Below are 25295 nucleotides of genomic sequence, written 5' to 3'. Positions count from 1 at the left end.
GAAGGCATGGTCAAAAAACAAAGCGCGAGGGCCGCCAGGCGTTCCTGAGCGGCGGAATGCAGGTCTCGAACAAGGAATCGGTGCGGTAGGCCCCTTCGGACACGCGGGTGACGAGCACCGCCTCCATGATAGGTTCTTCCCCCACCACTGCCAGGAGCCGCCCACCTATGGCGAGGCTCTGCTGGAACGCTTCCGGCAGCACCGGCACGGAGCCGGTCAGCAGGATCGCGTCGTAGGGCGCATAGACCGACCAGCCCCGGGAGGCGTCGCCCAGCTCCACCGTCACGTTGCGGATGTCGTGGGCTTGGAGGTTTTTTTCGCCGAAAGCCTTGAGCTCCGGATGGAGCTCCACGCTGTACACGTGGCGCGCCCGGCGGGCGAGGAGCGCCGTCATGTAGCCGCTGCCGGTGCCCACCTCAAGGACCTTGTCCCCGGGCTTCACCCCCAGCTCCTGGAGCATGCGGGCCTCCAGCTTGGGGGCAAGCATGACTTCCCCGTGCCCCAGGGGGATCTCCATGTCAGCGAAGGCCAGGGCCTTGTAGGGTTGCGGTACGAATTCCTCCCGCCGCACCTGGAACAGCAAGTCGAGCACTTCCTGGTCCAGCACCTCCCACGGCCGGATCTGCTGCTCGATCATGTTGTAGCGGGCTTGCTCCACGTTCACCTGGGTTCTCCCTTCGCTTGGCTTTTTTTCCCCGCAGGGCGCGGGGCCATGGACAGGACGTCCATTATACTGCACCGCACCGGGCCGCCCCAGCAGCGGGCTTCAGCGCCGTGGCCCGTTTGCCCGCCATCAGTCCAGGGTCCGCCGGTAGCGGGCCACGGCGATGGCCATCACCACCGCCATGAACAGCAGCATGGGCCAGAGATGGGGCGCGGTCTCCGCCAGGCCGTTGCCCTTGAGCATGATGCCCCGCACCAGCCGCAGGAAGTGGGTGAGGGGCAGCGCCTCCCCCAGGACCTGAGCCCAGCCGGGCATGCCGCGGAACGGGAACATGAATCCGGAGAGGAGGATGGAGGGCAGGAAAAAGAAGAAGGTCATCTGCATCGCCTGCATCTGGTTGCGCGCCAGGGTAGAGAAGGTGATGCCCACGGACAGGTTGGCCAGCACGAAGACCAGCACGCAGGCGAGGAGCAGGGGCAGGCTCCCCTCGATGGGCACGCCGAACACCACCCGCGCCGCCGCCAGGATCAACGTTACCTGCACGTAGGCGATGAGGATATAGGGGACGAGCTTGCCCACGGTGACCTCCAGGGGTCTGACTGGCGTTGCCAGCAGGTTTTCCATGGTGCCCCGCTCCCGTTCCCGGGTGACGGCGAGCCCCGTCATCATGATCATGGTCATGGTGAGGATCACCCCCATGAGCCCCGGGACGATGTTGTGCTGGGTGACGCCCTCCGGGTTGTAGCGTCGGTGCACCTGCACCTCGAAGGGCGGCGGCCGCTCCCTCAAGCCAGCGAGGCTGCCCTGGAGGTCGGGCTGAAGCGCGCTTCGATTGAGCTCGAAGAGGGCGGCGATGGCGTTGCTGGTGGCGGCCGGGTCGGTGGCATCCGCCTCCACCAGAATGACGGGCCGCTCGCCCCGCAGAAGCTGGCGGGAGAAGCCTACGGGGATGGAGACCACGAACTGGACCCGGCCGGTCTCCAGCAGCCGCCGCCCCTCGGCTTCGCTACTCACCCGCTGGACCAGATCGAAGTAGCCGCTGTTGGCCAGGCTCGCCAGGAAACCGCGGGCGAAGGGGCTGTCGTCGGCCGAGAGCACCGCCGTGGGCAGATGCTTGGGGTCGGTGTTGATGGCGAAGCCGAAGAGCGCGAGCTGGATCAAGGGAATGCCCACCATCATGGCAAAGGTGAGCCGATCCCGGCGCATCTGGATGAACTCCTTCACCACGATGGCGGTGAAGCGGGACCAGGAAAAGACGTCCAGGCTCATGGGGAAAAATTGTCTCGGGCGCTTTCCATGAGCTGGATGAACACGTCCTCCAGCCCCGGCTGGGTCAAGCTCCAGCGGTAGCGCGGATCGTCCCGGAGCGGAGCGATGCTTCTCGCGAGCGCCTCAGCGTCGGTGCCGGAGACGTGCAGCGCGTTGCCGAAGGGCACCACCTGGGCGACCCCGGGCAGCCCCCGCAGCCGCTCCGCCAGGGCATAGACGTCCTCGCCTTCCGCCGACCAGGTGGTCAGGCCGGAGGCGGCCACCAACTCCGAGGGCGTGCCCTGGGCTAGCAGCGACCCATAGGCCAGATAGGCGAGCCGGTGACAGCGCTCCGCTTCGTCCATGTAGTGGGTGGAGACCAGCACCGTGATCCCATGGGCCGCCAGGCGGTGGATCTGCTCCCAGAAGTCCCGGCGCGCTTTGGGGTCCACGCCGGCCGTGGGCTCGTCGAGGAGCAGCAGCCGAGGTGCGTGGAGCATGCAGGCGGCCAGGGCCAGCCGCTGCTTCCATCCGCCCGAAAGGGTGCCGGCGAGCTGGCGGCTGCGCTGCGCGAGCCCCAGGTCCTCCAGGGCCCGGTCCACGGCGGCGCGGCGGTTCGCCATCCCGTACATGCGGGCGACGAAGTCCAGGTTTTCCCGGATGGTGAGGTCTTCGTAGAGGCTGAAGCGCTGGGTCATGTAACCCACGTGGCGCTTGATCTCGGCGGTCTGGCGCAGCACGTCATAGCCCAGGCAGGTGCCGCTACCCTCGTCCGGAGTGAGGAGCCCGCACAGCATGCGGATGGAGGTGGTCTTGCCGCTGCCGTTGGGACCCAGGAAGCCGTAGATCTCCCCTTCCCTCACCTGGAGCGAGAGCCCCTTCACCACCGCCCGGCCGCCGAAGCGCTTGGTGAGGCCGGTCACGTGGATGGCATAGCCGTTATGCATAGGGCTCAGCGATTCGCTCCAAGATGAAACCCCGCGTGGAGAAGCCGTCCCGGCCGTCTTCTCCATGCGCGATCCACGCACCTGGCCCTCACTCCTGGCTCCTTCCCCCCCGGGGGAGAGGGAAGGGGACGCAAGCGCCAGCACCAGCACCTTCAGCAAGCTCCCCTCCCCCTGGGGGGAGGGACCGGGGGAGAGGGCTTCCCCAGCCGCGCCAAACTTTCCCGCGGCGGGCACGACCGCGAAGGCACGCGCTCAGTCCGCGCGGCTCGACACCCCCCTGCCGCGTTTTGGCGCTTCGGGAGCGGCGTGCAGGCGCCCGCTTCACCGCAACTCCACGTCCACGGGCTGGCCGGGGTGGAGCCCCGCCGCGTGCTCGGGGGCCACCTTCGCCTCCACCCGAAAGACCAGCTTTTCCCGCCGCTCCCGGGAGAAGATAACCGGCGGGGTGAACTCCGGCTGGGAGGAGACGAAAACGACCGTGGCGGGGATCTCCGCCGAGCAGCCGTCGCAGCGGGCCGAGACCGGTTGGCCCAGGCGGATCTTGGGCAGGTCGGGTTCCGGCACGAAGAAGCGCAGCTTCAGGTTCTCCGGGGGCAGGATGGAGACCACGGGGCTGCCGGCGGGCACCCATTCCCCCGGAAGGAACACCCGGTCTTCCACGTAGCCGCCGACCGGCGCCACCACCGCCTTCTCGGCGAGGCGCCACTCCACCTGGGCCAGGGCCGCCTCGGCGGCCTTTACTTCGGCTTCCGCGGCCCGGATCTCGTCGGGCCGGGCGGGTAGCCGCCCGATGCGCCGCTGGGCCTCCAGCTCCGCCGCCCGGGCTCGGTCCCGCTCGTACTGGGAGCGGGCCGCGTCCAGGGTGTTGGGGCTCACGAAGCCGTCGCGGATCAGCTTCTCCTGGCGGCGGAAATTGGCTTCGGAGAAGGCGAGGGCGGCGAGCGCCTGCTGGTACTGGGCTTCGATCGCCGCCAACTCCTCCGGCCTCAGGCCCTTGGTGAGGTTGGCGAGCCGGGCCCGGGCTTGCTTGAGCCGCTCTGCCGCCTCCCGCCTGGCCGCCTGCTCGGCGTCCTGCTCCAGCACGAAGAGGCGGGCGTTGCGCTCGACCCGGCTGCCCCGGTCCACCGCAAGCTCCACCAGCGTCCCTGCCTGGGAGGAGGCGACGTAGACGTACTCGCCCTCCACATAGCCCTGGTAGGCGGCGGGCTTCTCTCCCCCGCAGGCGGCGAGCAGGGCGGCGACGGCGGCGCTCATCAGGCGAAGGCTGGAAGTCATGGAGCGAGCTCCCGGGCGAGACCGTGGAACAGCAGATCCAGGTGGGCGGCCACGTAGCGCTCCAAGCGCACGGGTTCCGCCTCGTAGGCCTGGAAGGTGTGCTTCCACAGGATCTGCAGGACGAGGGGCGCCACGACCAGCCGCCAGGCGGCCGCCGTATCGATGCGCCGGAATTCCCCGCGCCGGATGCCCCGGGCGAGGATCGACTCCACCAGGCGCTGGGCCCGCTGGATGACCTCCTCGAAGTAGAACCGAGAGACCTCGGGGAAATTGCCCGCTTCCGATATCACCAGCTTGGGGATGCCCGAAAGGGGGGAGTCCACCACCGCCCGGACAAACTGGACGATGAGCTGGTCGAGGAGTTCCCGGCTACTGCCGGAGAAGCGGGCGGCTCGGGCCTCCGCTTCCGCCAAGTTGGGCAGCAGGGCCCGGCGCACCAGGGCCTTGAACAGCTCGGCCTTGTTGGGGAAATAGAGGTAGAGGGTCCCCTTGCTCACGCCGGCCCGGGCGGCTACGTCCGCGAGGCGCGTGGCGGCGTAGCCATGGCGGGTGAAAAGCTCCAGGGCGGCGGCCAGGATCTCGTCGGGACGCGCGTCTTTGCGGCGTTGCCAACGGGGCTTGTTCACCGCGGCGGGATGGACCATCGGCCGCTCATTTAATGACTGACCGGTCGGTAATATATCTTTCCTTCCCCCGGCGGTCAACGCGATGCACGCGACCCGAGGGGCCGCGTTGGCGGCTCTTGACCCGTGCACTTGAATCGACCGGCGCTTTGGGCTAGCGTTGGGGCTGTACTACGTAGGGGTCCTGGCAAGGGACCGGCGGGCAGATCCGGCAGCAGCGCCACCCACCGAAAGGTCTCGATGCCGGGTGAGACAAACCCTTCGAACCTGTCCGGGTAATGCCGACGTAGGGAACGTAGCTGTCCCTCTCCTTCGCTCCCGGCCAGCGGTTTTCACTACTTGAGGAGCGAATCCAGATGAGCGCCAATCCCAAGTTCCTGGCAGCCACCGCCCGCGTGGACGAGGCGGCCGTGCAGCCGTTTCCCAACTCCCGCAAGGTCTACGTGCAGGGCTCTCGGCCCGACCTCCGGGTGCCCATGCGGGAGATCACCCAGTCCGACACGCCGGCCTCCTTCGGGGCGGAGAAGAACCCACCCATTTTCGTCTACGACACCTCCGGCCCTTACACCGATCCGGCGGTCACGGTGGATATTCGCAATGGCCTCCCTGCCCTGCGGCTGCCCTGGATCCTGGAGCGGGGCGACACCGAGGAGCTCCCCGGGCCCACCTCCCAGTACGGCCGGGCGCGGCTCGAGGACCCGAAGCTCGCAGAGCTGCGCTTCAACCTGAAGCGCAAGCCGCGCCGGGCGAAGACGGGGATGAACGTGACCCAGATGCACTACGCCCGCCGGGGCATCGTCACGCCGGAGATGGAGTTCATCGCCATCCGGGAGAACCTGCGGCGGGAGGAGTTCCTCGCGAGCCTCACCCAGGAGCAGCGGGAGCTGCTCGTCCGTCAGCACCGCGGGCAGGCCTTCGGCGCCTCCATCCCCGCGGAGATCACGCCGGAGTTCGTGCGGGACGAGGTGGCCCGCGGTCGCGCCATCATTCCGGCCAACGTCAATCACCCGGAAACGGAGCCCATGATCATCGGCCGCAACTTCCTGGTGAAGATCAACGCCAACATCGGCAACTCGGCGGTCACCTCCTCCATCGGCGAGGAGGTGGACAAGATGACCTGGGCGATCCGCTGGGGCGCCGACACGGTGATGGACCTGTCCACCGGCAAGCACATCCACGAGACGCGGGAATGGATCATCCGCAACTCCCCCGTGCCCATCGGCACCGTGCCCATCTACCAGGCCCTGGAGAAGGTGGACGGGAAGGCGGAAGAGCTCACCTGGGAGATCTTCCGCGACACCCTGATCGAGCAGGCGGAGCAAGGGGTGGACTACTTCACCATCCACGCCGGGGTGCGGCTCGCCTACATTCCCCTCACCGCCAGGCGCCTGACCGGCATCGTCTCCCGCGGGGGCTCCATCATGGCCAAGTGGTGCCTGGCCCATCACCAGGAGAGCTTCCTCTACACCCATTTCGAGGAAATCTGCGAGATCATGAAGGCCTACGACGTGGCCTTCTCCCTGGGGGACGGGCTGCGGCCGGGCTCCATCTACGACGCCAACGACGAGGCCCAGATCGCCGAGTTGAAGACTTTGGGGGAGCTCACCCGCATCGCCTGGAAGCACGACTGCCAGGTGATGATCGAGGGTCCGGGGCACGTGCCCATGCAGCTCATCAAGGAGAACATGGACCTGGAGCTTAAGCATTGCCACGAAGCGCCCTTCTACACCCTGGGCCCCCTCACCACCGACATCGCGCCGGGCTACGACCATATCACGAGCGCGATCGGCGCCGCCATGATCGGCTGGTACGGCACGGCGATGCTGTGCTACGTCACGCCCAAGGAGCACCTGGGGCTGCCTAACAAGAAGGACGTGAAGGACGGCATCATCGCCTACAAGATCGCCGCCCACGCCGCGGACTTGGCCAAGGGGCATCCCGGCGCCCAGATCCGCGACAACGCCCTATCCAAGGCGCGCTTCGAATTCCGCTGGGCGGATCAGTTCAACCTGTCTCTGGATCCGGACACCGCCCGGGAATTCCACGACGAGACCCTGCCCCAGGAGGGGGCGAAGCTCGCCCACTTCTGCTCCATGTGCGGCCCCCACTTCTGCTCCATGAAGATCACCCAGGACGTGCGCGACTACGCCGCCCAGGTGGGCCTCTCGGAGGAGGAGGCGCTCAGGAAGGGGATGGAGGAGAAGGCCGAGGAGTTCGTGAAGTCCGGCGGCGAGGTCTATCGGAAAGCCTGAGGAACAAGCCCATCAGCCCGGCGGCCACGAGAGAGAGGGTTCCCGTTTCCGGGACGGTGGCCACCACCCGGAGGTTGTCCAGACCCACTGCGGAGGAGCCGTGGCCGCTCCCCTCGGTCAGCCGGAGCCGAAGGCTGGCCGTCCCTCCCGGATAAAGCTCGCCGAAGACGAGGGAAAAAACGCCGCGGGTCGCGCCATTGTGCTCCGGCCGCCCGATGGAAAGAAGCTCGCGCTCGGCGCCGCCCGCGAGGAGATGCACCTCGAAGTCGTCGGCATTGGCGCCGGCGTCGTCGGTGGTGTCGAACACCCAGTCGAAGGAAATGGCGAGGGCGCGGCTGCCGGCGGGGACGCCGAAGGGGACCAAGAGCTGGCTGGTCCCCGCCTCGCTCCCGCGCAAGTCGCCACGTTGGTCTCCGATCACCAGGAAGTTGCCGGAAGTGTAAAAATTGTCGAAATGAACGGCGCTTTCGCCGGAGGACGTACCGTCGATGGCGTTGTCATGGCGGCGGACGTTGACCCAACTGCCCTCCTCCGGACTGCCGGCGGCGCTGCCCGGCGGCAACCAGGCGAGCAGCGCCTCCCCGGAGACGACCGACGTCCGGCTGGCCAGCCCGGGCACAGCGTCGAAGTTCAGGTCGAGCAAGACGATAGGCGCGGCGGAACCGGCGCCGGATGCAAACAGCATGACCCAGCCCCACAGGATGAAAAGACCTTTGAACGCTTTCATGACGATGTCAACTCCTGGTGATTGCCCGGCGCGTCAACAGCAAACATTGTTCCAGTCTGGCGATGGTGCTGGCATGTTCTTGTTTTGTCTGGCAGGGCGTCGAAGCGACAGGGTGGGTCGTGAAAGACCCTCGGCAGGCCCGTGTAAGTTGCGCCGACACTTGTTGAGGGGGCGGGGGCCAGGGTGGACGCGAGGTCTGGCCGCCTCAAAATCGAGCAGACCGCGGGTCGCATAGCCGAGACGCACCAGGCATCGACGGGCGCCGCTCCGGTGCGCGAAAGTGCGCCCCACCGCTAGCGGGGTGCGATCAGCTTGAGCCTGGGGAAATATTCGCGGTAGCGCCTGGCGTCGCGGGTGAGCAAGGCCAATCCGCCGAGGGCCGCGTGGGCGCCGACATAAAAGTCCGGAAGCGGTGTGCCTTTTCTGCCGCCCCGCTTCCGGTAGAGGACGTAGGCCTTGCCGGCAAGGAAAGCCGCGGGCCAGGGTAGAGGCTGGCGTTCGAAGTTAAAGAGCGCGATGGCGCTTTCGAACTCCTCGATGGTGTCGAAGCCGACAGACACCTCGGCATAAATGATGGGATTGATCACGCCCCGGCCGGCGTCCGCGACCTCCCGCAAGCGCTTTGCCGACCAGTCGAACCAGGTTGGATCCTGTTGGACGACGTCGATCAGCACGTTACTGTCCACCAAGACCTTGCCGGAGGCCGCCGCGGGCATCACTCGTCCCCGCGAAGAAAGGCCATGATCTGATCGGTGGTTTTGCCCTTCCAGGCCCTATTGGTCGCGCTCCCCCGCAACCGCTCCACGGCCGATTGCCCGCGGCTCTTTCTTTTTCCCGCCGGCTTGAGAATGACTTTTCCCCGTACGTATTCGAACTCCACCTCCGTAGCGGGAAGTAACCCCGCCTTTTCGCGGATCGCTTGCGGGATCGTAACCTGTCCCTTGCTGGTAATGCGCACGTTGACCTCCGTAGCCGTCTTGGTAAGACTTAATACTGGTAAGAATCTTACCGCATCGACCACAGCCTGCTCAAGGGAAGCTGTCATTGGCCCCAGCCCCTTGAGCCCGTCCGGCCCGCCAGGCCGGCCGCCGTGCTAACATGCGGGTTTTTCGCGCCCGGCCATGGAGACTTCCCCGCTCATCCACGCGATCCTCCTCGGCATCGTCGAGGGTCTGACCGAGTTCCTGCCCGTCTCCAGCACGGGGCATCTGATCGTCGCCCAGGATCTGCTCGGCTTCGCCGGGGAGCGGGCCAAGACCTTCGCCATCTTCATCCAGCTCGGCGCCATTCTCGCCGTGTGCTGGGAGTACCGGGTCCGCTTCCGCAAAGTGGCGGCCGGGCTCGGCTCGGATCCCGCCGCGCGGCGCTTCGCGCTGAACCTGCTGGTGGCCTTCGCCCCGGCTCTGGTGCTGGGCGTGCTGTTCTACAAGATCATCAAAACCTATTTGTTCTCGCCCCTCACCGTGGCGGGGGCGCTGGTCGTCGGGGGGCTGGTGATCCTTTGGGTGGAACGGCGGGATCACCGGGGGCGCGTCGCCCGGGTGGAGGACATGACCTGGCGCGACGCGTTGAAAGTGGGGCTGGCCCAGTGCGTCGCCATGTTTCCCGGGGTCTCCCGCTCGGGCGCTACCATCATCGGCGGCATGCTCTTCGGCCTCACCCGAGAGGCCGCCACCTTGTTCTCGTTTTTCCTCGCCGTGCCCACCATGCTGGCGGCGGTGACCTACGATACTTACAAGAACTGGGCCTTGCTTTCGGGAGCGGACCTGGAGCTTTTCGCCCTGGGCTTCGGCTCCGCTTTTGTGATGGCGCTGCTCACCGTGCGGGCGCTGCTCGGCTATGTCTCCCGGCACAGCTTCCGGCCGTTTGCCTGGTACCGGATCTTCTTCGGCGGCGTGGTGCTCGCCACTTGGTGGACGGGCGCCGTGGACTGGACGGCGATCCCTTAGGGATCAAGCGCTCGGAATCGCGGGGTACGCGTGAGCGCCGCTCGAAAAGCCGGTTGCCCGGTGCGTTTCGCCTGTCTGCCGCGACCCGTGCGGCGCAGGCAGGCTTCGCTCAACACACCCTCTCTTCTGGAAGCTTTGGCTATCCCTGGACCCAGGGCAGCCCCGCCACCCGCCAGCCGCCCACCGTGTTGCGGTGGCCCTGGGGGTCCCGGTCCCCCTCGAAGCCCTCCAGCACGTTGTAGCACTGGGCGTAGCCCAGCCGTTTCGCCAAGGCCGCCGCATGGTGGGAGCGGCCGCCGCTGCGGCAGATGAACATGACGCGGGCTTCTTTGCCCACCTGCCGCTCGAGTTCCTCGGCGAAGCGGGGATTGAGCTGCATGCTGGGATAGCTCTGCCATTCGATTTCCACCGCGCCGGGAATGCGGCCCACGAAGGTAAGCTCCGCCTGAGTGCGCACGTCCACCAGCCTCGCCTGCGGGTCCGAGGTCATGAGCTGATAGGCCTCCGCGGGGGTCAGCGCCCCGTCGTAGGGAAGACCCATCTGACGCGCCCGCGCCCGGGCGCGTTCGAGAATTTCCGGGGTCATAGCACGGGAATCCTGGAGAAAAGGAGGCGTGTATTCTATCACCCGATGAACGCTCCGCCTGAAGCCGCCTCTCCCTTTGTCGCCGGCGACCTGGCCCGTTACGAGGCCGCCCGCCGCAGCACCCTGGTGAGCATAGCGGTCAACGTGACGCTCACGGTGGTGCAGATCGTGGTCGGCTTTTTCGCCCGGTCCCAGGCCCTCATCGCCGACGGCCTGCATTCCCTGTCGGACCTGCTGTCGGACTTCCTGGTGCTGTGGGCCAACCGCCAGGGCGCCAAGGCGGCGGACCGGGACCACCCCTACGGCCACCGCCGCATCGAGACGGCCGCCACCCTGATGCTGGGTATTTTCCTGGTGGGGCTGGGCGTCGCCCTGATGTTGGCCGCGGGGATGCGGCTGCAGGACCCGGGGAACCTGGCCCGGGTTCACCCGGCGGCCCTGGCCATCGCCTTCCTAACCCTGGTGGCCAAGGAGGGGCTTTTCCGCTACCTGATGGCGGTGGCCCGGCGGCTGCGCTCCCAGATGTTGGCGGCCAACGCCTGGCACTCCCGCTCGGACGCGGCTTCCTCCCTGGTGGTTCTGGTGGGGGTGGCGGGAAACCTGCTCGGGCTCACGTTTCTCGACCTGCTCGCGGCCGCCGTGGTGGGGTTCATGATCGTGCACATGGGCTGGCGGCTGGGCTACGGGGCCCTGGAAGAGCTGGTGGACACGGGGCTTGCGGAAGAGGAGCTGGCCAAGATCCGCGCCACCCTCCTCTCCACCCCTGGAGTGCGCGGGGTGCACGAGCTGCGCACCCGCCGCATGGCCGGCCAGGCCCTGGTGGACGCCCATATCCTGGTGGACCCCCGGATCAGCGTGTCCGAGGGCCACCACATCGCCGAGCGGGCCAGAAGCCGGGTGCTGGCCCAGCACAACGTGCTGGACGTCATGGTGCATATCGATCCCGAGGACGATGCCGTCGTCCGGCCCAGCCTGGACCTGCCGGACCGGGCCACCCTGCTCCGCCATCTGGATGAGCGGCTGGAAGGGGAGCTGCCGAAAAACCAGAAAACCGTGCTCCATTACCTGAACGGGAAAGTGGAGGCCGAGATCCATCTGGATCGGACGTTTTGCAGCGACCCGGACCGGGTGGCCCGCCTGCAGCGGAAGATCGACGCTTTGTTGCGGGACGACCCTTTTTTCCGCTCTATCGTTCTGCGACGATTGGATGCACTGTAATGGTGCAAGCAGTGCCAGGTACGCACAATTTTGGTGCATGCTTAGGCGCTAGGCGGGCTTATTTCGTTGTGGCAGAATGAAAAATTTCTTTTCCTGTATGGCATGGAACCTGCTATTCGGTCGGGCATCGGTCAGGCGGCTGGGCGGCCTCCGGGTTGGTCGCGCACGGTTAATGGTTCACGGTGCACGGATATCGGGCAGCCGGTCGCCTTTTGATTTTTTCGCAACATCCCTCTTGAGGAGAGCACCATGGCGGTAGCCGATGTTTTCAAGATGATCAAGGATCACGAGGTCAAGTTCGTCGACCTCCGCTTCACCGATACCCGCGGCAAAGAGCAGCACGTTTCCGTGCCGGTCAAGCACTTCACCGAAGAGAAATTCGAGACCGGCCACGCCTTCGACGGCTCTTCGATCGCGGGGTGGAAGGGGATCCAGGCTTCCGACATGCTGCTGCTTCCCGATCCCGACACCGCGCGCATGGACCCGTTCACCGACGAGCCGACGCTCAACATCACCTGCGACGTGATCGAACCCTCCGACATGAAGGGCTACGACCGGGACCCACGCACCATCGCTAAGCGGGCGGAGGCCTATCTCAAGTCCACCGGCCTGGGGGATACGGCCTACTTCGGCCCCGAGCCCGAATTCTTCATCTTTGACTCGGTCTCCTGGAAGGTGGACATGTCCGGCTGTTTCGTGAAGATCCGCTCCGAGGAGGCCCCCTGGTCTTCCGGCGACGAGCCGGAAGGGGGCAACATGGGCCACCGCGCCCCGGTGAAGGGAGGCTATTTCCCCGTGCCCCCGGTGGACACCCTGCAGGACATCCGCAACGCCATCTGCCTGGCGCTGGAGCAGCAGGGGGTGGAGGTGGAAGTGCACCACCACGAGGTGGCCGCCGCCGGCCAGAACGAGATCGGCACCCGCTTCGCGCCCCTGGTCAAGCGCGCCGACTGGATGCAGATCCTCAAGTACACGGTGTGGATGACCGCCGCCTCCTACGGCAAGACCGCCACCTTCATGCCCAAGCCGGTGGTGGGGGACAACGGCTCCGGCATGCACTGCCATCAATCCATCTGGAAGGACGGCCAGAACCTCTTCGCCGGCAACGGCTACGCGGGCCTGTCCGACTTCGCCCTCTACTACATCGGCGGCATCATCAAGCACGCCCGGTCGCTCAACGCCATCACCAACCCGGGCACCAACTCCTACAAGCGGCTGGTGCCCCACTTCGAGGCGCCCATCAACCTGGCTTACTCGGCCCGCAACCGCTCGGCCGCATGCCGCATCCCCCACGTGGCGAGCCCCAAGGCGCGGCGGGTGGAGGTGCGCTTCCCCGACCCCACAGCCAACCCGTACCTGGCCTTCGCCGCCATGCTCATGGCCGGGCTCGACGGGGTGCAGAACAAGATCCATCCGGGCGACCCGATCGACAAGAACCTGTACGACCTACCGCCCGAGGAGGCCAAGTCCATTCCCAACGTGTGCTCGTCCCTGGAAATGGCGTTGGAATACCTGGACAACGACCGGGAGTTCCTGACCCGGGGGGGCGTGTTCTCCAACGACTTCATCGATTCCTACATCGCCCTCAAGATGGAAGAGGTGCAGCGCTTCCGCATGACTACCCATCCCATCGAGTTCGATATGTACTACAGCGCTTGACCCTGAATGCACCAAACCAGGGCGGGAAGACCCCGCCCTGGTTTTTTTTGAGCGGTTTTGGGTGGACTGGGGAGTATATGCCGTACAACCACCGCTTTCCGCCGCCGATCGGACCGTCCGGGCGAGCGTCTTGAAATTAGTCTTTTATCGGCGCAGACTTAGAAAGCGCCATTCGCGTCGATTATGAATCTTCCTGCCCTGCGCCTTCCGTTTCGAGCCCCCGTGATGCTGGCGGCCGTCTTGGCCGTGGCGGCGCTCCCCGGGCAGGCCGAGATCTACAAGCTCGTGGACAAGGACGGGCGCGTCACCTACTCCAATACCCCCATCCCGGGGGCCAAAAAACTGGAACTCGCCCCCCTCACCACCATCCAGCCGCCCAAGGCGCTACCGCCCGGGTCGCCCAAGATAGACCCCCGGGTCGCCCAGTTGCAGGAGGCGCTGGCGGAGGAGGAAAAGAAGCTGGAGGCCGCCCGCAAGACTCTGGAGGAGGAACGCAATCGGCCCGAGACGTTCCGCACGCCCAGCGGCGGCATCGGCCGGGCGGTGGCCCGCTACGAGGAAAAGATCCAGCGACTGAGCGATGAAGTCGCCCAGATCGAGCGCAACGTGGCGGCCTTGAAGCGGGAACTAGAGGCGGCCCAGTCGAGCGCCAGCCCGGCGCCGCAGCCGCAACAGGGCCAGGGGCAATGATCCGCCGGGGGGTGGTGGCCGCATGGTTGCTGGCCGTCCCATGGGCGGCCCAGGCCGACATCTACAAGTACGTAGACGAGGAAGGCCGGATCACCTTCACCAATATCCCCCGCAAGGGGGCGATCAAGCTGGACATCGATACCGGCTCCTCCCTGCCGCCTCCATCCGCGGCCCGGCCAACCCCCAGGCCAACTCCCCGGACGACGCCTACCCCGGCCAATTTCCCCCGGATCTCCCGGGAGGAGCAGCGCCAGCGGGACGCGTTGCGTCGGCAGGTGCTAGAGCAGGAACTTGCCACGGAGACCCGACTGCTCGATCAGGCCCGCAGGGCGCTTGCACAAGCTCGGTCGGCACAGGCCTCCGCACCCCAGGCTCTGGCGGACGCGGTGCGGTTGCACGAGCAGAACGTGAACGCCCTCCAATACGAGCTTTCCCTGCTGCCGCGCTGACGTCGCGCCCCGCCGCCTTACCCCGCCCGCGCTGCGAGTGGCGTGGAAATTGCTAAACCCAGTCTATCGTGTTGCAAGCTATGTCGTCCGCACCGTTTCCGGGCCTCGACCTCCTCGCCACCGCCGTGCTGCTGCTCGAAGAGGAGCTTCAGGTGGGCTACGCCAATCCCGCCGCCGAGAACCTTTTCGCCCTGAGCCGCAAGCAGCTCCAGGGGCGCCGGATCGGCGAGCTGTTCCCCGAGTGCGGGCAACTGCTGGCGGCGATCGAGCAAGCGCGCAAGGCGCGCAGCACCTACATCGAGCACGATCTGGCCCTCATGCTGCCGTCCCACGGGTGGCTGCACGTGAGCTGCAGCGTGACCCCAGTGGAACTCGAGGATCTCCAGGTGCTGCTGGAGTTCCAGCAGATCGATCAGCACTTGAAGATCGACCGGGAGGAGCGCATGCTCAACCAGACCCTGGCCAACCGGGTGCTGATCCGTAACCTCGCCCACGAGATCAAGAATCCCCTGGGGGGCATCCGCGGCGCGGCCCAGCTCCTGGACCGGGAGCTGGAGCTTCCCGCGTTGCACGAGTACACCCAGGTGATCATCAAGGAAGCGGACCGGCTCCAGGCGCTGATGGACCGGCTGCTCGCTCCCAACCGGGGACCCCGCTTTGCGCCCCTCAACGTCCACGAAGTGCTGGAGCGGGTGCGCAGCCTCATCCTGGCCGAATATCCCTCGGGCCTCCAGGTGGTGCGGGACTACGACGTGAGCCTGCCCGAGCTGACCGGCGACCGGGAGCAGCTCATCCAGGCGGTGCTCAACATCGTGCGCAACGCCGCCCAGGCCCTCAAGGGCCAAGGCACCATCACCCTGCGTACCCGGGCGGCGCGGCAGGTCACGGTGGCGAGGAGGCTCCATCGCCTCGCCCTCACGGTGCAGATCATCGACGACGGCCCCGGCATCCCCGAGGCGCTGCGAGACAAGCTCTTTCTGCCCCTGGTATCAGGGCGCGAGGACGGCCACGGGCTGGGGCTCGCCCTGGCCCACCACTGCGTGGCCCAGCACCACGGCACCATCGAGTGGGAAAGCGCGCCCGGGCGCACCTGTTTCACCCTGGTGCTGCCGCTGCTGAACCACGTTCGCAATGCATGACGTTGACATAAGGACAACGGCGAGTTGCGGAGGGCGCAGACGGGCCCCGCACCGCGTTTCGCGCTAGATCCATGAAGCCTGTCTGGATCATCGACGACGACCGCTCGATCCGCTGGGTGTTCGAGAAAGCCCTCGGCCGGGAAGGCATCGAGTTCAGGACCTTTGCCTCCGCCCGGGAAGCGGAAGCGGCCCTGCAGGCCGACGCCCCCAGCGTGGTGGTGACCGACATCCGCATGCCCGGCGGCTCCGGCCTGGAGCTATTGAAAGGACTCAAGGAGCGCCTGCCCCGGGTGCCGGTCATCATCATGACCGCCTACTCCGATCTGGAGAGTGCGGTTTCGGCCTTTCAGGGGGGCGCCTTCGAGTATCTGCCCAAGCCGTTCGACGTGGATCACGCCGTAGAGCTCATCCGCCGGGCCCTAGCGGAGAGCCTGCGCCAGGCGGAAGCAGGGGAAGAAGGCGGCGAGGTCCCGGAAATCCTCGGCCAGGCGCCCGCCATGCAGGAGGTCTTCCGCGCCATCGGCCGGCTGTCCAATTCCCAGGCCACCGTACTCATCACCGGCGAGAGCGGCACCGGCAAGGAGCTGGTGGCCCGGGCGCTTCACCGGCACAGTCCCCGGGCGGCGAGGCCTTTCGTCGCCATCAACACCGCAGCGATCCCCAAGGATCTGCTGGAGTCGGAGCTCTTCGGCCACGAACGGGGCGCTTTCACCGGGGCCCAGACCCAGCGCCGGGGACGCTTCGAGCAGGCCGAGGGCGGGACGCTCTTCCTGGACGAGATCGGCGACATGCCGCTGGACCTGCAGACGCGCCTCTTGCGGGTACTCTCCGATGGCCATTTTTACCGGGTGGGGGGACACCAGTCCATCCGGGCCAATGTGCGGGTCATCGCCGCCACCCACCAGGACCTGGAGCAGCGGGTCAAGGAAGGCTTGTTCCGCGAAGACCTCTACCACCGCCTGAACGTCATTCGGCTCCGGCTGCCGCCCCTGCGGGAACGGCGCGAGGACATTCCCTTGCTCGCCCGCTATTTCCTGCAGAAAAGCGCCCGCGAGCTGGGGGTGGAGCCCAAGCGGCTGTCGGAGGCGGCGCTGAAGTATCTCTCCGGGCTCGACTTCCCGGGTAACGTGCGGCAACTGGAGAACCTATGCCACTGGCTCACGGTGATGGCCCCCGGCCAGAACGTGGACATCGCCGATCTACCCCCCGAGTTCCGGCGGGAGCCGGCGCCGAGCCTGTCGTCGGGGTGGATCGCGGCGCTGGAGAGCGAGGTGCAGAGCGCCCTCGACCAGGGCAGGAGCGGCCTCATGGACGATTTCGGGCGCGAGTTCGAAAAGGCCCTGATCCTCAAGGCGCTGCAGCACACCGGCGGCCGGCGCATTGAAGCCGCCCAGCTCCTCGGGCTCGGGCGCAACACCCTCACCCGCAAGATCCAGGAACTGGGGCTCGACCGGGACACGCCATCCCGCTAACCCCCGCCGGCCGGGCTGCCGGCAGCTATTATTTGTTGAGCATTGCCTCTTTAGCGGGGCGGCGGGCAGAACAAAGGGAGGCGGACGATGGCGGGACGGACGTTGCGGGTGTTGTGCATCCACGGGGTGGGTCATCAGGAGAAGGACACGGGCTGGCAGATCCGCTGGCAGCCGGAGATTCGGCCCGAGTTCCGCTTCACCGAATACGACGCCCTGTTCGACGCCGCGGAGCTCGATGCCGCCACCGTGGCCGAGGCGATCCTCAGGCTCTCCGCCAGCGGGATCGTCCACGGCATCGGCGATCTCTTCCGGCGGCGCCGGGCCTTCGGCGGCCTCGCGGAGCGGGTGCGCTGGACCGCCGGGATGGTGGCCCAGTGGGCGGCACGGGGCGATCAAGTGTGGCCTGGAGAAGGATCGAGCGCGCATCAGCTTCCCTTTTCCCTTGAATCTGGGTACCTGGGCGCTGGCCCTACTAGCTGTGGTGCTTTCGACCAGGCTCGTGCGGTGGCTGGGCTATGGCCATTGAGGGGCCTGCTTTGCGCTGGCTGGTGTCCAGTGGCGCAGGTCCGGGGCCGTTCACTGCGCCTTAGCGTTCTTCCGGCGGCAACGCCATCTTGCCTCGCCGGGCTAGAGCGGCGCGTCGCTCGCGGGCGAGCCGTCGCACGACCCCGACCATGGGCTTCAATTCCTGCGCAGCCGCCAGCGCTTCATCGACGCTGGCGGCCTTGCGCGCCTGATGGGGTGCGGAGGGAAACTGCGGCTTATGCGGTTCCAGGGTTTGATCTTTCATTGCTATGTCTTGGCGGCTGGATGTGAAGAGGGAGCGGACCAGCGTCAATTGTCCTTGGCGAGCGGCTTTTCTCTTTTCCTGGGTTTGGTAGACCGCAACCGCCGGATCTTCTCCATTTCCTTGTCCAGGTTCTCCGCGATATGCCGCCCCTCCTGCTTGACGAATTCCAGGAAGGCTTGGGCGACGACGGATGGCTTTCTTCCCTTCGGATACACGACGTACCAGTGCCGCTGAATGGGAAATCCCTGAACGTCCAGGATGGCGATCGGCCCGGACGTGCCTTCCAGGACCAGCGAATGCAGAGACAGCACGGAGATACCCAACCCGGCCACGATCGCCTGCTTGATGGCTTCGTTGCTGCCGAACTCCATGCGTGCGACCGGCGCCGGGAGACCTTTGGTCTCGAATAGGCGCAGGAGGGCATCCCTCGTGCCTGAACCGGGTTCGCGCATGATGAAAGGCTCTTCGAGCAGCCGCTTGAGGGGGATGTTGGCCACGTTGACCAGCGAATGACTGCGGGCGGCCATCACGACCAGCGGGTTCGGAATCAGCGGATAGGCCTCGACTTCCAACCCCTGCGGCGGCTGCCCCAGGATGTACAGGTCGTCGCCGTGGTTGGCGATCCGCTCCAGCAGGCGCTCGCGGTTGGTGACCTTGAGCGACACCTCTACGCCCGGGTAAAGCCGACAGAACCGGCCTAGAAGATGCGGCGCAAGATACTTGGCGGAGGTGATAACGGCAAGGCGCAGGTAGCCACGCTTAAGCCCCTTGATGTCCGCGAGCTTCATCTCGAGGTTGGCCAATGCCCCGAGCACCTCCTGGCAGGCCGCATACACCTCGCGCCCGGTGTCGGTCAGCTGGATGCGTATCCCCACTTGCTCGAGCAGCGGCAGTCCGATCGTATCCGTGAGCTTCTTGAGCTGCATTGACACCGTCGGCTGCGCCAGAAACAGCTCCTCGGCCGCGCGCGTGAAGCTGCCGAGGCGAGCAACGGCTTCGAACACCTGCAGTTGCCGCAGCGTGGAATGGCGCGCGAGATAGCCCGCCGGCCTTGCGCGCGCCGCAGTTCCGACTGCCCGGCCCGGAGTCTGCCCTGACAATGATCCGACATCACTCACGGCACGGCATTCCGGTTCTGGGCTCCTTGGTCGCGGGCGTCGCCCGGATGACGGGTTGGAGCGGTGAGCGGGCATGGGAAGCCTTGGCAGACTGCTGCGACGAAGACCGGGGCAAGGAGGCCAAGCATTAAAGGAGTGGCAATTATACCTATGGAACTTCCAATCATTTCCTCCGCCGGGTTCTGTCGGCTAGCCGAGCGGACCGCCCGCGGGTTTGCGCGGCAGGATGGCGATGTCCGACACGATCGCCTTGAGCCGGTGGCCGCGGCGGATCATTTCATCTAAGTCTTCAAGGACGGACAGGAGACGCGCTTCTGAGAGGATGATGTAGATGAGGATGTTCGAGTCGCTATCGAGCATCCCCGACTGGATGCCAGAGGCGCCGGCCCCGCTCGCCTGTACCACCGTGTAGCCGCCTACGCCGCGCCGACGGGCGGCCTCGATGATCATCTTTTCGAGCTCGCGGGCGGCGATGATGGTAAGCAGTTTCTTGTATTCCAGCGGTCTTTTGTATTCTATGGGCTTCATGGTTCATTCTCGCAGCACCGTGTTGTAAGCGAAACGGCTTTTCTGACTTCCCTGCCTCTGCGAGAGGGGCGTTGGAGGAGCGGGCGACCGCCCGTTGGATTTTCCCCACCATCCTGCTCCGCACTTTCCCAAGCGGGGAAGAGCGTTAAAGTCGATTTTTGCATATCGATAGCCTAACTCCCTGCCACCACAGTGGCAAGGTAGTAATAGAGCGGTATGCCGAAAATGACGTTAAAGGGAAAAGTCACGCCGAGCGAGAGCGTGAGGTAGAGCGAAGGGTTGGCTTCAGGCACTGCCAAGCGCATGGCAGGAGGTACCGCGATGTAGGAGGCGCTCGCCGCCAGCACGGCCACCAAGGTCGTTCCGCCGACGCTGAAGCCGAGCGCCGCGTGGCCGACCAGCACCCCTATCAGTGCGCCGAACAGAGGCATGAGAATGCCGAAGGCCACCAGCAAAAGCCCCACGCGGCGGAAATCCTCGATACGGCGTGCCGCCTCCAGACCCATCTCTAGCAAGAACAAGCACAAAACGCCCATAAAGATCTCGTTCACGAAAGGTTTGATCGCTTCCAAAGCCTTGGGTGTCGCAATGGCGCCGATCAGCATGGATCCCACCAACAACACGACGCTGCCGTTCGTGAAAGCCTCGCGCAGGATCGCGCCCATATGATTACCGTTGGCGGCCACGCTTCCGTCGCTGAGCACGATACCCAGCCGGTGCCGGGACCAGCCCGCCAGCAGCAATCCGACGACGATGGCGGGGGATTCCATCACCGCAAGCATAATGACAGGATAACTCTCGTACTTGATACCGCTGCTTTCCAGGTACGCGATCGCTGTCAAAAACGTGCCGGCGCTCACTGAGCCGTAGTGCGCAGCGATGGCCGCGGCATTGAGCGCGTCGACTTTGCGCGTGGCGATCAGCACTGCGTAGCCGATGACCGGAAGCGTTAGCCCGAGCACGATCGCCCAGAGAACCGCGTTCAGCGCCGTCAAGAGATCCACGCGTACGAGCTCGTTTCCTCCGTGGATACCGATGGCCACGAGCAGGTAGACGGACAGCGCCTTGGCCAGGTCGGGTGGAAAACGCAAATCCGATCGGATCACTCTGGCAAAAAAGCCGAGCGCAAAGAACAAAATCGGTGGAATCAGAATGTTGGACAATCCGAACATGATGGCTCACCGCTATCATGAATCCCGTTAATCCTATGGCGCTGGCGTGGGGGGATGAAATAAATATTCGTGATTCATTAAATTTATTTTTATCTATAGGATGCCACGCGATAACCGATGCGGATCGGCAGTGTCGGCACTCCCGTAGTTAGCTCCCGCTCAGGCTGGGGGGGGCTGCACCGATCCTGGCCTTTGAACGCCGATTAACCGGCGCGAATTCTATAACCGTTAGCGCGACGCCATGGCCGGCGATCGCGGCGTCGGCGGGTGCGAAGGCGGTGCAGCGTCTGGAGTCGTAGCCGTCCGATGCGTCTTGATCCATAGATGGAAGTCTATGAATGAGATTGCAAAGATTTATTTTTCTATCTCGCGCGTCGTCACTATTCTGTTGCGAACGAGTAGGGCGGACGCCGCGCCTGGAAATACGCCCGAACGCGCATGGCACGGGTTGCGCCACTGGAATGGCGTTACGCGCGCACCTGCCTGCGAAGCAGGGCGACGTGGCGGTTTGACAATTGCAGGAGTCGATCCATGGCTGAAAAAACCTATCAAGCCGGTGTTAAAGAGTATCGCAAAGCCTACTGGACCCCGGATTACGTGCCGCTGGATACCGATCTGCTCGCTTGCTTCAAGGTGGTGGCCCAGCCGGGCGTCCCACCCGAGGAGGCCGCCGCGGCTGTCGCCGCCGAATCTTCGACCGGCACTTGGACTACGGTCTGGACCGACCTCTTGACCGACCTCGATTACTACAAGGGCCGGGCCTACAAGATCGAGCCGGTGCCGGGAGACCCCAGCGCGTTCTACGCATTCGTGGCCTATCCGATCGATCTGTTCGAGGAAGGATCGGTGGTCAACGTCTTGACTTCGCTCGTCGGCAACGTCTTCGGCTTCAAGGCTATCCGCAGTCTGCGCCTCGAAGACGTCCGTTTTCCCATCGCTTACGTCAAGACGTGCGGTGGGCCCCCCAACGGTATCCAGGTCGAGCGTGACCGGCTGAATAAGTACGGCCGTCCGCTCCTCGGCTGCACGATCAAACCGAAGCTCGGTCTATCGGCCAAAAACTATGGCCGTGCCGTCTACGAGTGCTTGCGCGGAGGGCTCGACTTCACCAAAGACGACGAGAACATCAACTCGCAGCCCTTCATGCGCTGGCGTCAGCGCTTCGAGTTCGTGATGGAGGCGGTGCAAAAGGCCGAAGCCGAGACCGGCGAGCGCAAGGGTCACTATTTGAACGTTACCGCCCCGACGCCCGAGGAGATGTACAAGCGCGCGGAATTCGCCAAGGAGCTGGGGGCGCCGATCATCATGCACGACTTCCTGACCGCAGGCTTCACGGCGAACACGGGACTCGCCAACTGGTGCCGCGAAAATGGAATGCTGCTTCACATCCACCGCGCGATGCACGCCGTAATCGACCGTAATCCGCATCACGGGATTCACTTCCGAGTGCTTGCGAAATGTCTGCGGCTCTCCGGCGGTGACCACCTGCATGCGGGTACCGTAGTGGGCAAGCTCGAGGGCGACCGCCAGGCTACGCTTGGCTGGATCGACATCATGCGCGAGTCTTTCATTCCAGAAGACCGGCGCCGCGGGATATTCTTCGATCAGGACTGGGGTTCCATGCCGGGGGTCATGCCGGTGGCTTCGGGCGGCATTCATGTCTGGCATATGCCAGCGCTCGTCAGCATCTTCGGCGATGACGCCGTGCTTCAGTTCGGCGGAGGCACGCTCGGCCATCCATGGGGCAACGCCGCTGGCGCACATGCTAACCGCGTGGCTCTGGAGGCATGCGTCGAGGCCCGCAACCAAGGACGGCAGGTCGAGCGCGAAGGCAAGGAAATCCTCACCGAGGCGGCGCAGGCGAGCCCCGAGCTCAAGATGGCGATGGAAACCTGGAAAGAAATCAAATTCGAATTCGACGTCGTGGACAAGCTCGATGCGGCCGCGTAAATGCGCGACGGGTCGTTCGTAACTATCGAGACGAGGTGAGAGCGTATGCCTGAGATTCAACCGTACAAACCGACCGAGCGCAGGGGCGAGACCTTCTCCTACTTACCCCCCATGACGCCGGACAAGATCCGCAAGCAGATCCAGTACCTTGTCAACCAGGGCTGGAATCCGGCGATCGAGCATACGGAGCCCGAGAAGGCGTTTTCGCACTACTGGTACCTCTGGAAGCTGCCGTTTTTCGGCGAAACGTCGGTGGAGCGCATCATGGCCGAGCTCGAGTCCTGCCACCGCGCCAACCCGGGGCATCTGGTGCGCCTGATCGGCTACGACAACTACACCCAGAGTCAGGGGATGGCGTTCATCGTGTATCGTGGCGGCCGCTGAATGCACGCGCCGCACCTGAGGCTGCAAATCAGAGGGTGAAGACATGCAGCAAACGATGACAGCGACGATGGCGGCGACTGGCGAGCTCACCGGGCGCGATGCCTCGCGCGCCCGCCGCGCGGCGCTTGCCCAAGGCAAGACGGCGTTGCCACCGCCGCGGGAGCGCATCCGCACCGGAGAGCGTGCTGCGGCGATCCTGCCGGCGCATGGGCTGCCGCACGCTCCGGAGACGGTGACCACCGCGCCGAGCACGCCCCGGGTCGAATACTCTGCCGTATCCACTGCAGGCCCCGGCTCGACGCGGAGCGAGGCACTCACCGGCCGCGCGCTGTCCATCGCACGCCGCCAAAGCCTGAGCCGTGGCAAGGAAGGACTGAAGCAGTGGCAATCCATGGTCGGCGCTGTTGCCGTGCCGGTCGAAAACAGGCCCGTCGCCGAACCAGCGAGCGCGCTCTGCACTGACGGCTCCTGTCGCGATATTGCGCGTGCACTGCGCGCCGAGCGCGCCAGGAACGGCCGAGGCAACGCGCCCCCGGCGCGCCCAAGCGGACGGCCGCGCAGCCGGGAGCCGATCAAGTATCCTCCCAAGGTGGCGGATACGACGACCTATGGCCAACAGCGTGTCACCGGCATCCGCATCGGCCGCGGCGTCAACGTGACCGGAGACGAGCCTGGCGCAGCGCTGCCGGTGACCGGTACGCAGTATATCGGCACCGAGACGGGCTACACTCCGCGCACGGGCGGCGTGAAAGTCGGCGCCGCGCGCACTGCTGGCGGCCTGGTGGTGACCGGCACCCAGGTTCGCAGTCAGGTGAAGATCACGGGAGACGAGTCGAACCCGGCGATTCGCATCACGGGCGAAGCAGACCAGGAGCTAGCGGACGATCTGATCCAGCGCCCGGAGCAAGGCGCGTACGTCGCCGCGCAGTTCCAGCGCATGCACGACCCGCACGGTCATTCGGTATTCGGCACCAACCTAGGACGCTCGATTAAGACCATCGGCTCGCGCGAACGCGTGCGCGAACGGGCGATCGAACTGACCGAAGGCGGTAACGCCATTTCCGGCACAGCGGTCGGCCGCAGCATCCGGGTCACGGGCAACGAACCCGGCTCCTGCCGACATATCACCGGCGATCAATACCTGATGCCGGCGGAAAGGCAATCGCTGTGCGAAGCCACGCCTGCCAGTGGGATGTCGAGGTCGGGCATGGACGGTGCCAGGGATGACGAACGTCCCGACCCGGTGACCGGAGCCAAGGTGACTGTCTCGGAGACCTGGCGCCGGCAGCGCGTGACTGGGGTCGAGGTCGAGCACAACCCCCGTGTGACGGGCGACGAGCCTGGCGCTTGCGCGCCGGTCACCGGCACGCCGTACGTCGGCCCGGGTCAATATGAGGTGTACTGCGAGCTGAGCGACATTGAAGCCGCGGCGCGCCGTATCGATGCGGCCTACGCGACTGGTCATCGCGTGACGGGCGATAAACCGGAGCACACGGAGAAGGTTACCGGCACCGGCCGCGGCGCCAAGCGCGCTCTCACCGGCACACCGTACTATCAGCTCGATGTGGAGGACGATGAACAGGGCAACGTCATCGAACGCATCGATGCCCGCTTCAGCGTCCGCTCCCCGCAGCGCGAGGCGCAACTGCGCGCGAGCGTGGCCGTCGCTAAGATGAAGACCGACACGCCGCGCATTACCGGCTCGTTCTCGCTCGGCGAGGGCAAGATCACGGGCAATCAGGAGTTCCATTTCCGGACCCGTGGCTACGGTGCCGGCAGCGGTGCGGGGGAGGAGAAAAGACCGCGCATCACGGGCGAGGGCAAGAGCGAAGGGTTCCCGATCACCGGAGACGCCTGGCGGACGAACCCCCGCGTCACGGGCACCGAGGGCTACATTGCCGCCGAGCGCAACCCAAGCGAACGCGCTGGCAAGCCTCACGCGTTCGCAAGCGCAGGAATCTTCAAGGGCAAGGCCCGGCACGAGCCGTCCAGGGTTCTGGTCACTGGCATGGTCGGCCAGTCGCCCAAGGCGTCTGCCCGGGTCACGCTGTCGGGCGGTGCTCAGGGATGAACGGGACAGGCGTTGCGTTTTTAGGGTATCGGTAGCGTCTTTTTTTCACTGAGCGTTAGGAGTTGAAACCATGGCAACAGAGCGGTCAGAGAAGATGGGCATTGCGTTGGGGATGATTGAGACGCGGGGACTGGTGCCGGCGATTGAGGCGGCGGACGCCATGACCAAGGCCTCTGAGGTGCGTTTGATTGCGCGGCAGTTTGTCGGTGGAGGTTATGTGACGGTGATGGTGCGCGGCGAGACGGGTGCGGTCAACGCGGCGGTGCGTGCGGGTGCGGATGCCTGCGAGCGCGTGGGTGACGGGCTGGCGGCGGCGCACATCATCGCCCGCCCCCATCCAGAAGTGGAGCATATTCTGCCCGAGAAGCCCATGTTGTGAAGCCG

The 25295-nt window shown here is 65.6% G+C and carries 25 protein-coding genes; 12 read left to right on the top strand and 13 right to left on the bottom strand.

The window, feature by feature from the left end; all coding sequences use genetic code 11:
* Positions 1 to 10 precede the first annotated feature (10 nt).
* From ACUVYZ_RS02660 to ACUVYZ_RS02640, 5 genes are all read right to left on the bottom strand, one after another.
* On the bottom strand, positions 11 to 664 hold the full coding sequence (locus tag ACUVYZ_RS02660; protein ID WP_439932900.1) for a protein-L-isoaspartate O-methyltransferase family protein: 654 nt from the start codon (positions 662 to 664) through the stop codon (positions 11 to 13).
* A gap of 129 nt (positions 665 to 793) precedes the next feature.
* A complete protein-coding gene (locus tag ACUVYZ_RS02655) occupies positions 794 to 1933 on the bottom strand; it encodes an ABC transporter permease (RefSeq protein WP_439932899.1) in 1140 nt (379 codons plus the stop codon).
* Positions 1930 to 2859: an ABC transporter ATP-binding protein gene (locus tag ACUVYZ_RS02650; RefSeq protein WP_439932898.1), complete on the bottom strand. Its 930-nt coding sequence runs from the start codon at positions 2857 to 2859 to the stop codon at positions 1930 to 1932. The genes ACUVYZ_RS02655 and ACUVYZ_RS02650 overlap by 4 nt, the downstream gene beginning before the upstream one ends.
* 321 nt (positions 2860 to 3180) lie before the next feature.
* Complete coding sequence (locus ACUVYZ_RS02645; RefSeq protein WP_439932897.1) at positions 3181 to 4134, bottom strand: HlyD family secretion protein; 954 nt, start codon at positions 4132 to 4134, stop codon at positions 3181 to 3183.
* Positions 4131 to 4778 carry a TetR/AcrR family transcriptional regulator gene (locus tag ACUVYZ_RS02640; RefSeq protein WP_439932896.1) on the bottom strand — a complete coding sequence of 216 codons (648 nt, stop codon included), beginning with the start codon at positions 4776 to 4778 and terminating at the stop codon, positions 4131 to 4133. The genes ACUVYZ_RS02645 and ACUVYZ_RS02640 overlap by 4 nt, the downstream gene beginning before the upstream one ends.
* 335 nt (positions 4779 to 5113) lie before the next feature.
* Between ACUVYZ_RS02640 and thiC the strand changes: the two genes are divergently transcribed.
* Positions 5114 to 7009 carry a phosphomethylpyrimidine synthase ThiC gene (thiC, locus tag ACUVYZ_RS02635; RefSeq protein ID WP_439932895.1) on the top strand — a complete coding sequence of 632 codons (1896 nt, stop codon included), beginning with the start codon at positions 5114 to 5116 and terminating at the stop codon, positions 7007 to 7009.
* Here thiC and ACUVYZ_RS02630 read toward each other — a convergent pair.
* The 3 genes from ACUVYZ_RS02630 to ACUVYZ_RS02620 form a co-directional block, all read right to left on the bottom strand.
* The gene (locus ACUVYZ_RS02630) at positions 6939 to 7736 is read right to left on the bottom strand and encodes a hypothetical protein (RefSeq protein WP_439932894.1); all 798 of its coding nucleotides are present in this window, start codon (positions 7734 to 7736) and stop codon (positions 6939 to 6941) included. The genes thiC and ACUVYZ_RS02630 overlap by 71 nt on opposite strands.
* Before the next feature lie 293 nt (positions 7737 to 8029).
* Positions 8030 to 8452 (bottom strand): type II toxin-antitoxin system VapC family toxin, encoded by a 423-nt coding sequence (locus ACUVYZ_RS02625; protein WP_439932893.1) that lies wholly within the window; start codon positions 8450 to 8452, stop codon positions 8030 to 8032.
* Positions 8452 to 8781 carry an AbrB/MazE/SpoVT family DNA-binding domain-containing protein gene (locus ACUVYZ_RS02620; protein ID WP_439932892.1) on the bottom strand — a complete coding sequence of 110 codons (330 nt, stop codon included), beginning with the start codon at positions 8779 to 8781 and terminating at the stop codon, positions 8452 to 8454. Before ACUVYZ_RS02620 ends, ACUVYZ_RS02625 begins: the two co-directional genes overlap by 1 nt.
* Positions 8782 to 8857: 76 nt before the next feature.
* Between ACUVYZ_RS02620 and ACUVYZ_RS02615 the strand changes: the two genes are divergently transcribed.
* Positions 8858 to 9685, top strand: coding sequence for an undecaprenyl-diphosphate phosphatase (locus ACUVYZ_RS02615; protein ID WP_439932891.1), 828 nt, complete (start codon positions 8858 to 8860; stop codon positions 9683 to 9685).
* 139 nt (positions 9686 to 9824) lie between these two features.
* Here ACUVYZ_RS02615 and ACUVYZ_RS02610 read toward each other — a convergent pair whose 3' ends face one another.
* On the bottom strand, positions 9825 to 10271 hold the full coding sequence (locus tag ACUVYZ_RS02610; protein WP_439932890.1) for a rhodanese-like domain-containing protein: 447 nt from the start codon (positions 10269 to 10271) through the stop codon (positions 9825 to 9827).
* Positions 10272 to 10316: 45 nt separating this feature from the next.
* On the opposite strand from ACUVYZ_RS02610, the gene ACUVYZ_RS02605 reads away from it, so the two are divergent.
* The 6 genes from ACUVYZ_RS02605 to ntrC all read left to right on the top strand — a co-directional run bounded on the left by ACUVYZ_RS02605 (position 10317) and on the right by ntrC (position 16898).
* Positions 10317 to 11489 carry a cation diffusion facilitator family transporter gene (locus tag ACUVYZ_RS02605; protein WP_439932889.1) on the top strand — a complete coding sequence of 391 codons (1173 nt, stop codon included), beginning with the start codon at positions 10317 to 10319 and terminating at the stop codon, positions 11487 to 11489.
* A 249-nt stretch (positions 11490 to 11738) separates the two neighbouring features.
* Positions 11739 to 13148 carry a type I glutamate--ammonia ligase gene (gene glnA, locus ACUVYZ_RS02600; RefSeq protein WP_439932888.1) on the top strand — a complete coding sequence of 470 codons (1410 nt, stop codon included), beginning with the start codon at positions 11739 to 11741 and terminating at the stop codon, positions 13146 to 13148.
* Positions 13149 to 13331: 183 nt separating this feature from the next.
* Positions 13332 to 13838: a DUF4124 domain-containing protein gene (locus ACUVYZ_RS02595; protein WP_439932887.1), complete on the top strand. Its 507-nt coding sequence runs from the start codon at positions 13332 to 13334 to the stop codon at positions 13836 to 13838.
* Positions 13835 to 14287, top strand: a complete 453-nt coding sequence (locus tag ACUVYZ_RS02590; RefSeq protein ID WP_439932886.1) for a DUF4124 domain-containing protein — start codon at positions 13835 to 13837, stop codon at positions 14285 to 14287. The genes ACUVYZ_RS02595 and ACUVYZ_RS02590 overlap by 4 nt, the downstream gene beginning before the upstream one ends.
* Positions 14288 to 14367: 80 nt before the next feature.
* Positions 14368 to 15426, top strand: a complete 1059-nt coding sequence (gene glnL / locus ACUVYZ_RS02585; RefSeq protein ID WP_439933090.1) for a nitrogen regulation protein NR(II) — start codon at positions 14368 to 14370, stop codon at positions 15424 to 15426.
* Between the two features lie 71 nt (positions 15427 to 15497).
* Complete coding sequence (gene ntrC / locus ACUVYZ_RS02580) at positions 15498 to 16898, top strand: nitrogen regulation protein NR(I) (RefSeq protein ID WP_439932885.1); 1401 nt, start codon at positions 15498 to 15500, stop codon at positions 16896 to 16898.
* A gap of 586 nt (positions 16899 to 17484) precedes the next feature.
* Here ntrC and ACUVYZ_RS02575 read toward each other — a convergent pair.
* The 4 genes from ACUVYZ_RS02575 to ACUVYZ_RS02560 all read right to left on the bottom strand — a co-directional run bounded on the left by ACUVYZ_RS02575 (position 17485) and on the right by ACUVYZ_RS02560 (position 20506).
* Positions 17485 to 17688: a hypothetical protein gene (locus ACUVYZ_RS02575; protein WP_439932884.1), complete on the bottom strand. Its 204-nt coding sequence runs from the start codon at positions 17686 to 17688 to the stop codon at positions 17485 to 17487.
* Positions 17689 to 17732: 44 nt separating this feature from the next.
* Positions 17733 to 18788: a LysR family transcriptional regulator gene (locus ACUVYZ_RS02570; protein ID WP_439933089.1), complete on the bottom strand. Its 1056-nt coding sequence runs from the start codon at positions 18786 to 18788 to the stop codon at positions 17733 to 17735.
* A gap of 207 nt (positions 18789 to 18995) precedes the next feature.
* Positions 18996 to 19334, bottom strand: a complete 339-nt coding sequence (locus tag ACUVYZ_RS02565) for a DUF190 domain-containing protein (RefSeq protein WP_439932883.1) — start codon at positions 19332 to 19334, stop codon at positions 18996 to 18998.
* A gap of 173 nt (positions 19335 to 19507) precedes the next feature.
* Entirely contained in the window at positions 19508 to 20506 is a 999-nt protein-coding gene (locus ACUVYZ_RS02560) for a sodium-dependent bicarbonate transport family permease (protein ID WP_439932882.1), read from the bottom strand.
* A 531-nt stretch (positions 20507 to 21037) separates the two neighbouring features.
* Here ACUVYZ_RS02560 and ACUVYZ_RS02555 point away from each other — a divergent pair.
* The 4 genes from ACUVYZ_RS02555 to ACUVYZ_RS02540 all read left to right on the top strand — a co-directional run bounded on the left by ACUVYZ_RS02555 (position 21038) and on the right by ACUVYZ_RS02540 (position 25290).
* Positions 21038 to 22456, top strand: coding sequence for a form I ribulose bisphosphate carboxylase large subunit (locus ACUVYZ_RS02555; RefSeq protein ID WP_439932881.1), 1419 nt, complete (start codon positions 21038 to 21040; stop codon positions 22454 to 22456).
* Between the two features lie 45 nt (positions 22457 to 22501).
* Positions 22502 to 22840: a ribulose bisphosphate carboxylase small subunit gene (locus ACUVYZ_RS02550; protein ID WP_439932880.1), complete on the top strand. Its 339-nt coding sequence runs from the start codon at positions 22502 to 22504 to the stop codon at positions 22838 to 22840.
* 43 nt (positions 22841 to 22883) lie between these two features.
* Complete coding sequence (locus ACUVYZ_RS02545; RefSeq protein ID WP_439932879.1) at positions 22884 to 24911, top strand: CsoS2 family carboxysome shell protein; 2028 nt, start codon at positions 22884 to 22886, stop codon at positions 24909 to 24911.
* Between the two features lie 70 nt (positions 24912 to 24981).
* Positions 24982 to 25290, top strand: coding sequence for a BMC domain-containing protein (locus ACUVYZ_RS02540; RefSeq protein WP_439932878.1), 309 nt, complete (start codon positions 24982 to 24984; stop codon positions 25288 to 25290).
* The last annotated feature ends 5 nt before the right edge of the window (positions 25291 to 25295 follow it).

The organism is Pelomicrobium sp. P1 (assembly GCF_052805615.1).
The sequence above is the reverse complement of the archived record's forward strand: the minus strand, read 5'-3'. Positions and strand labels throughout refer to the sequence as shown.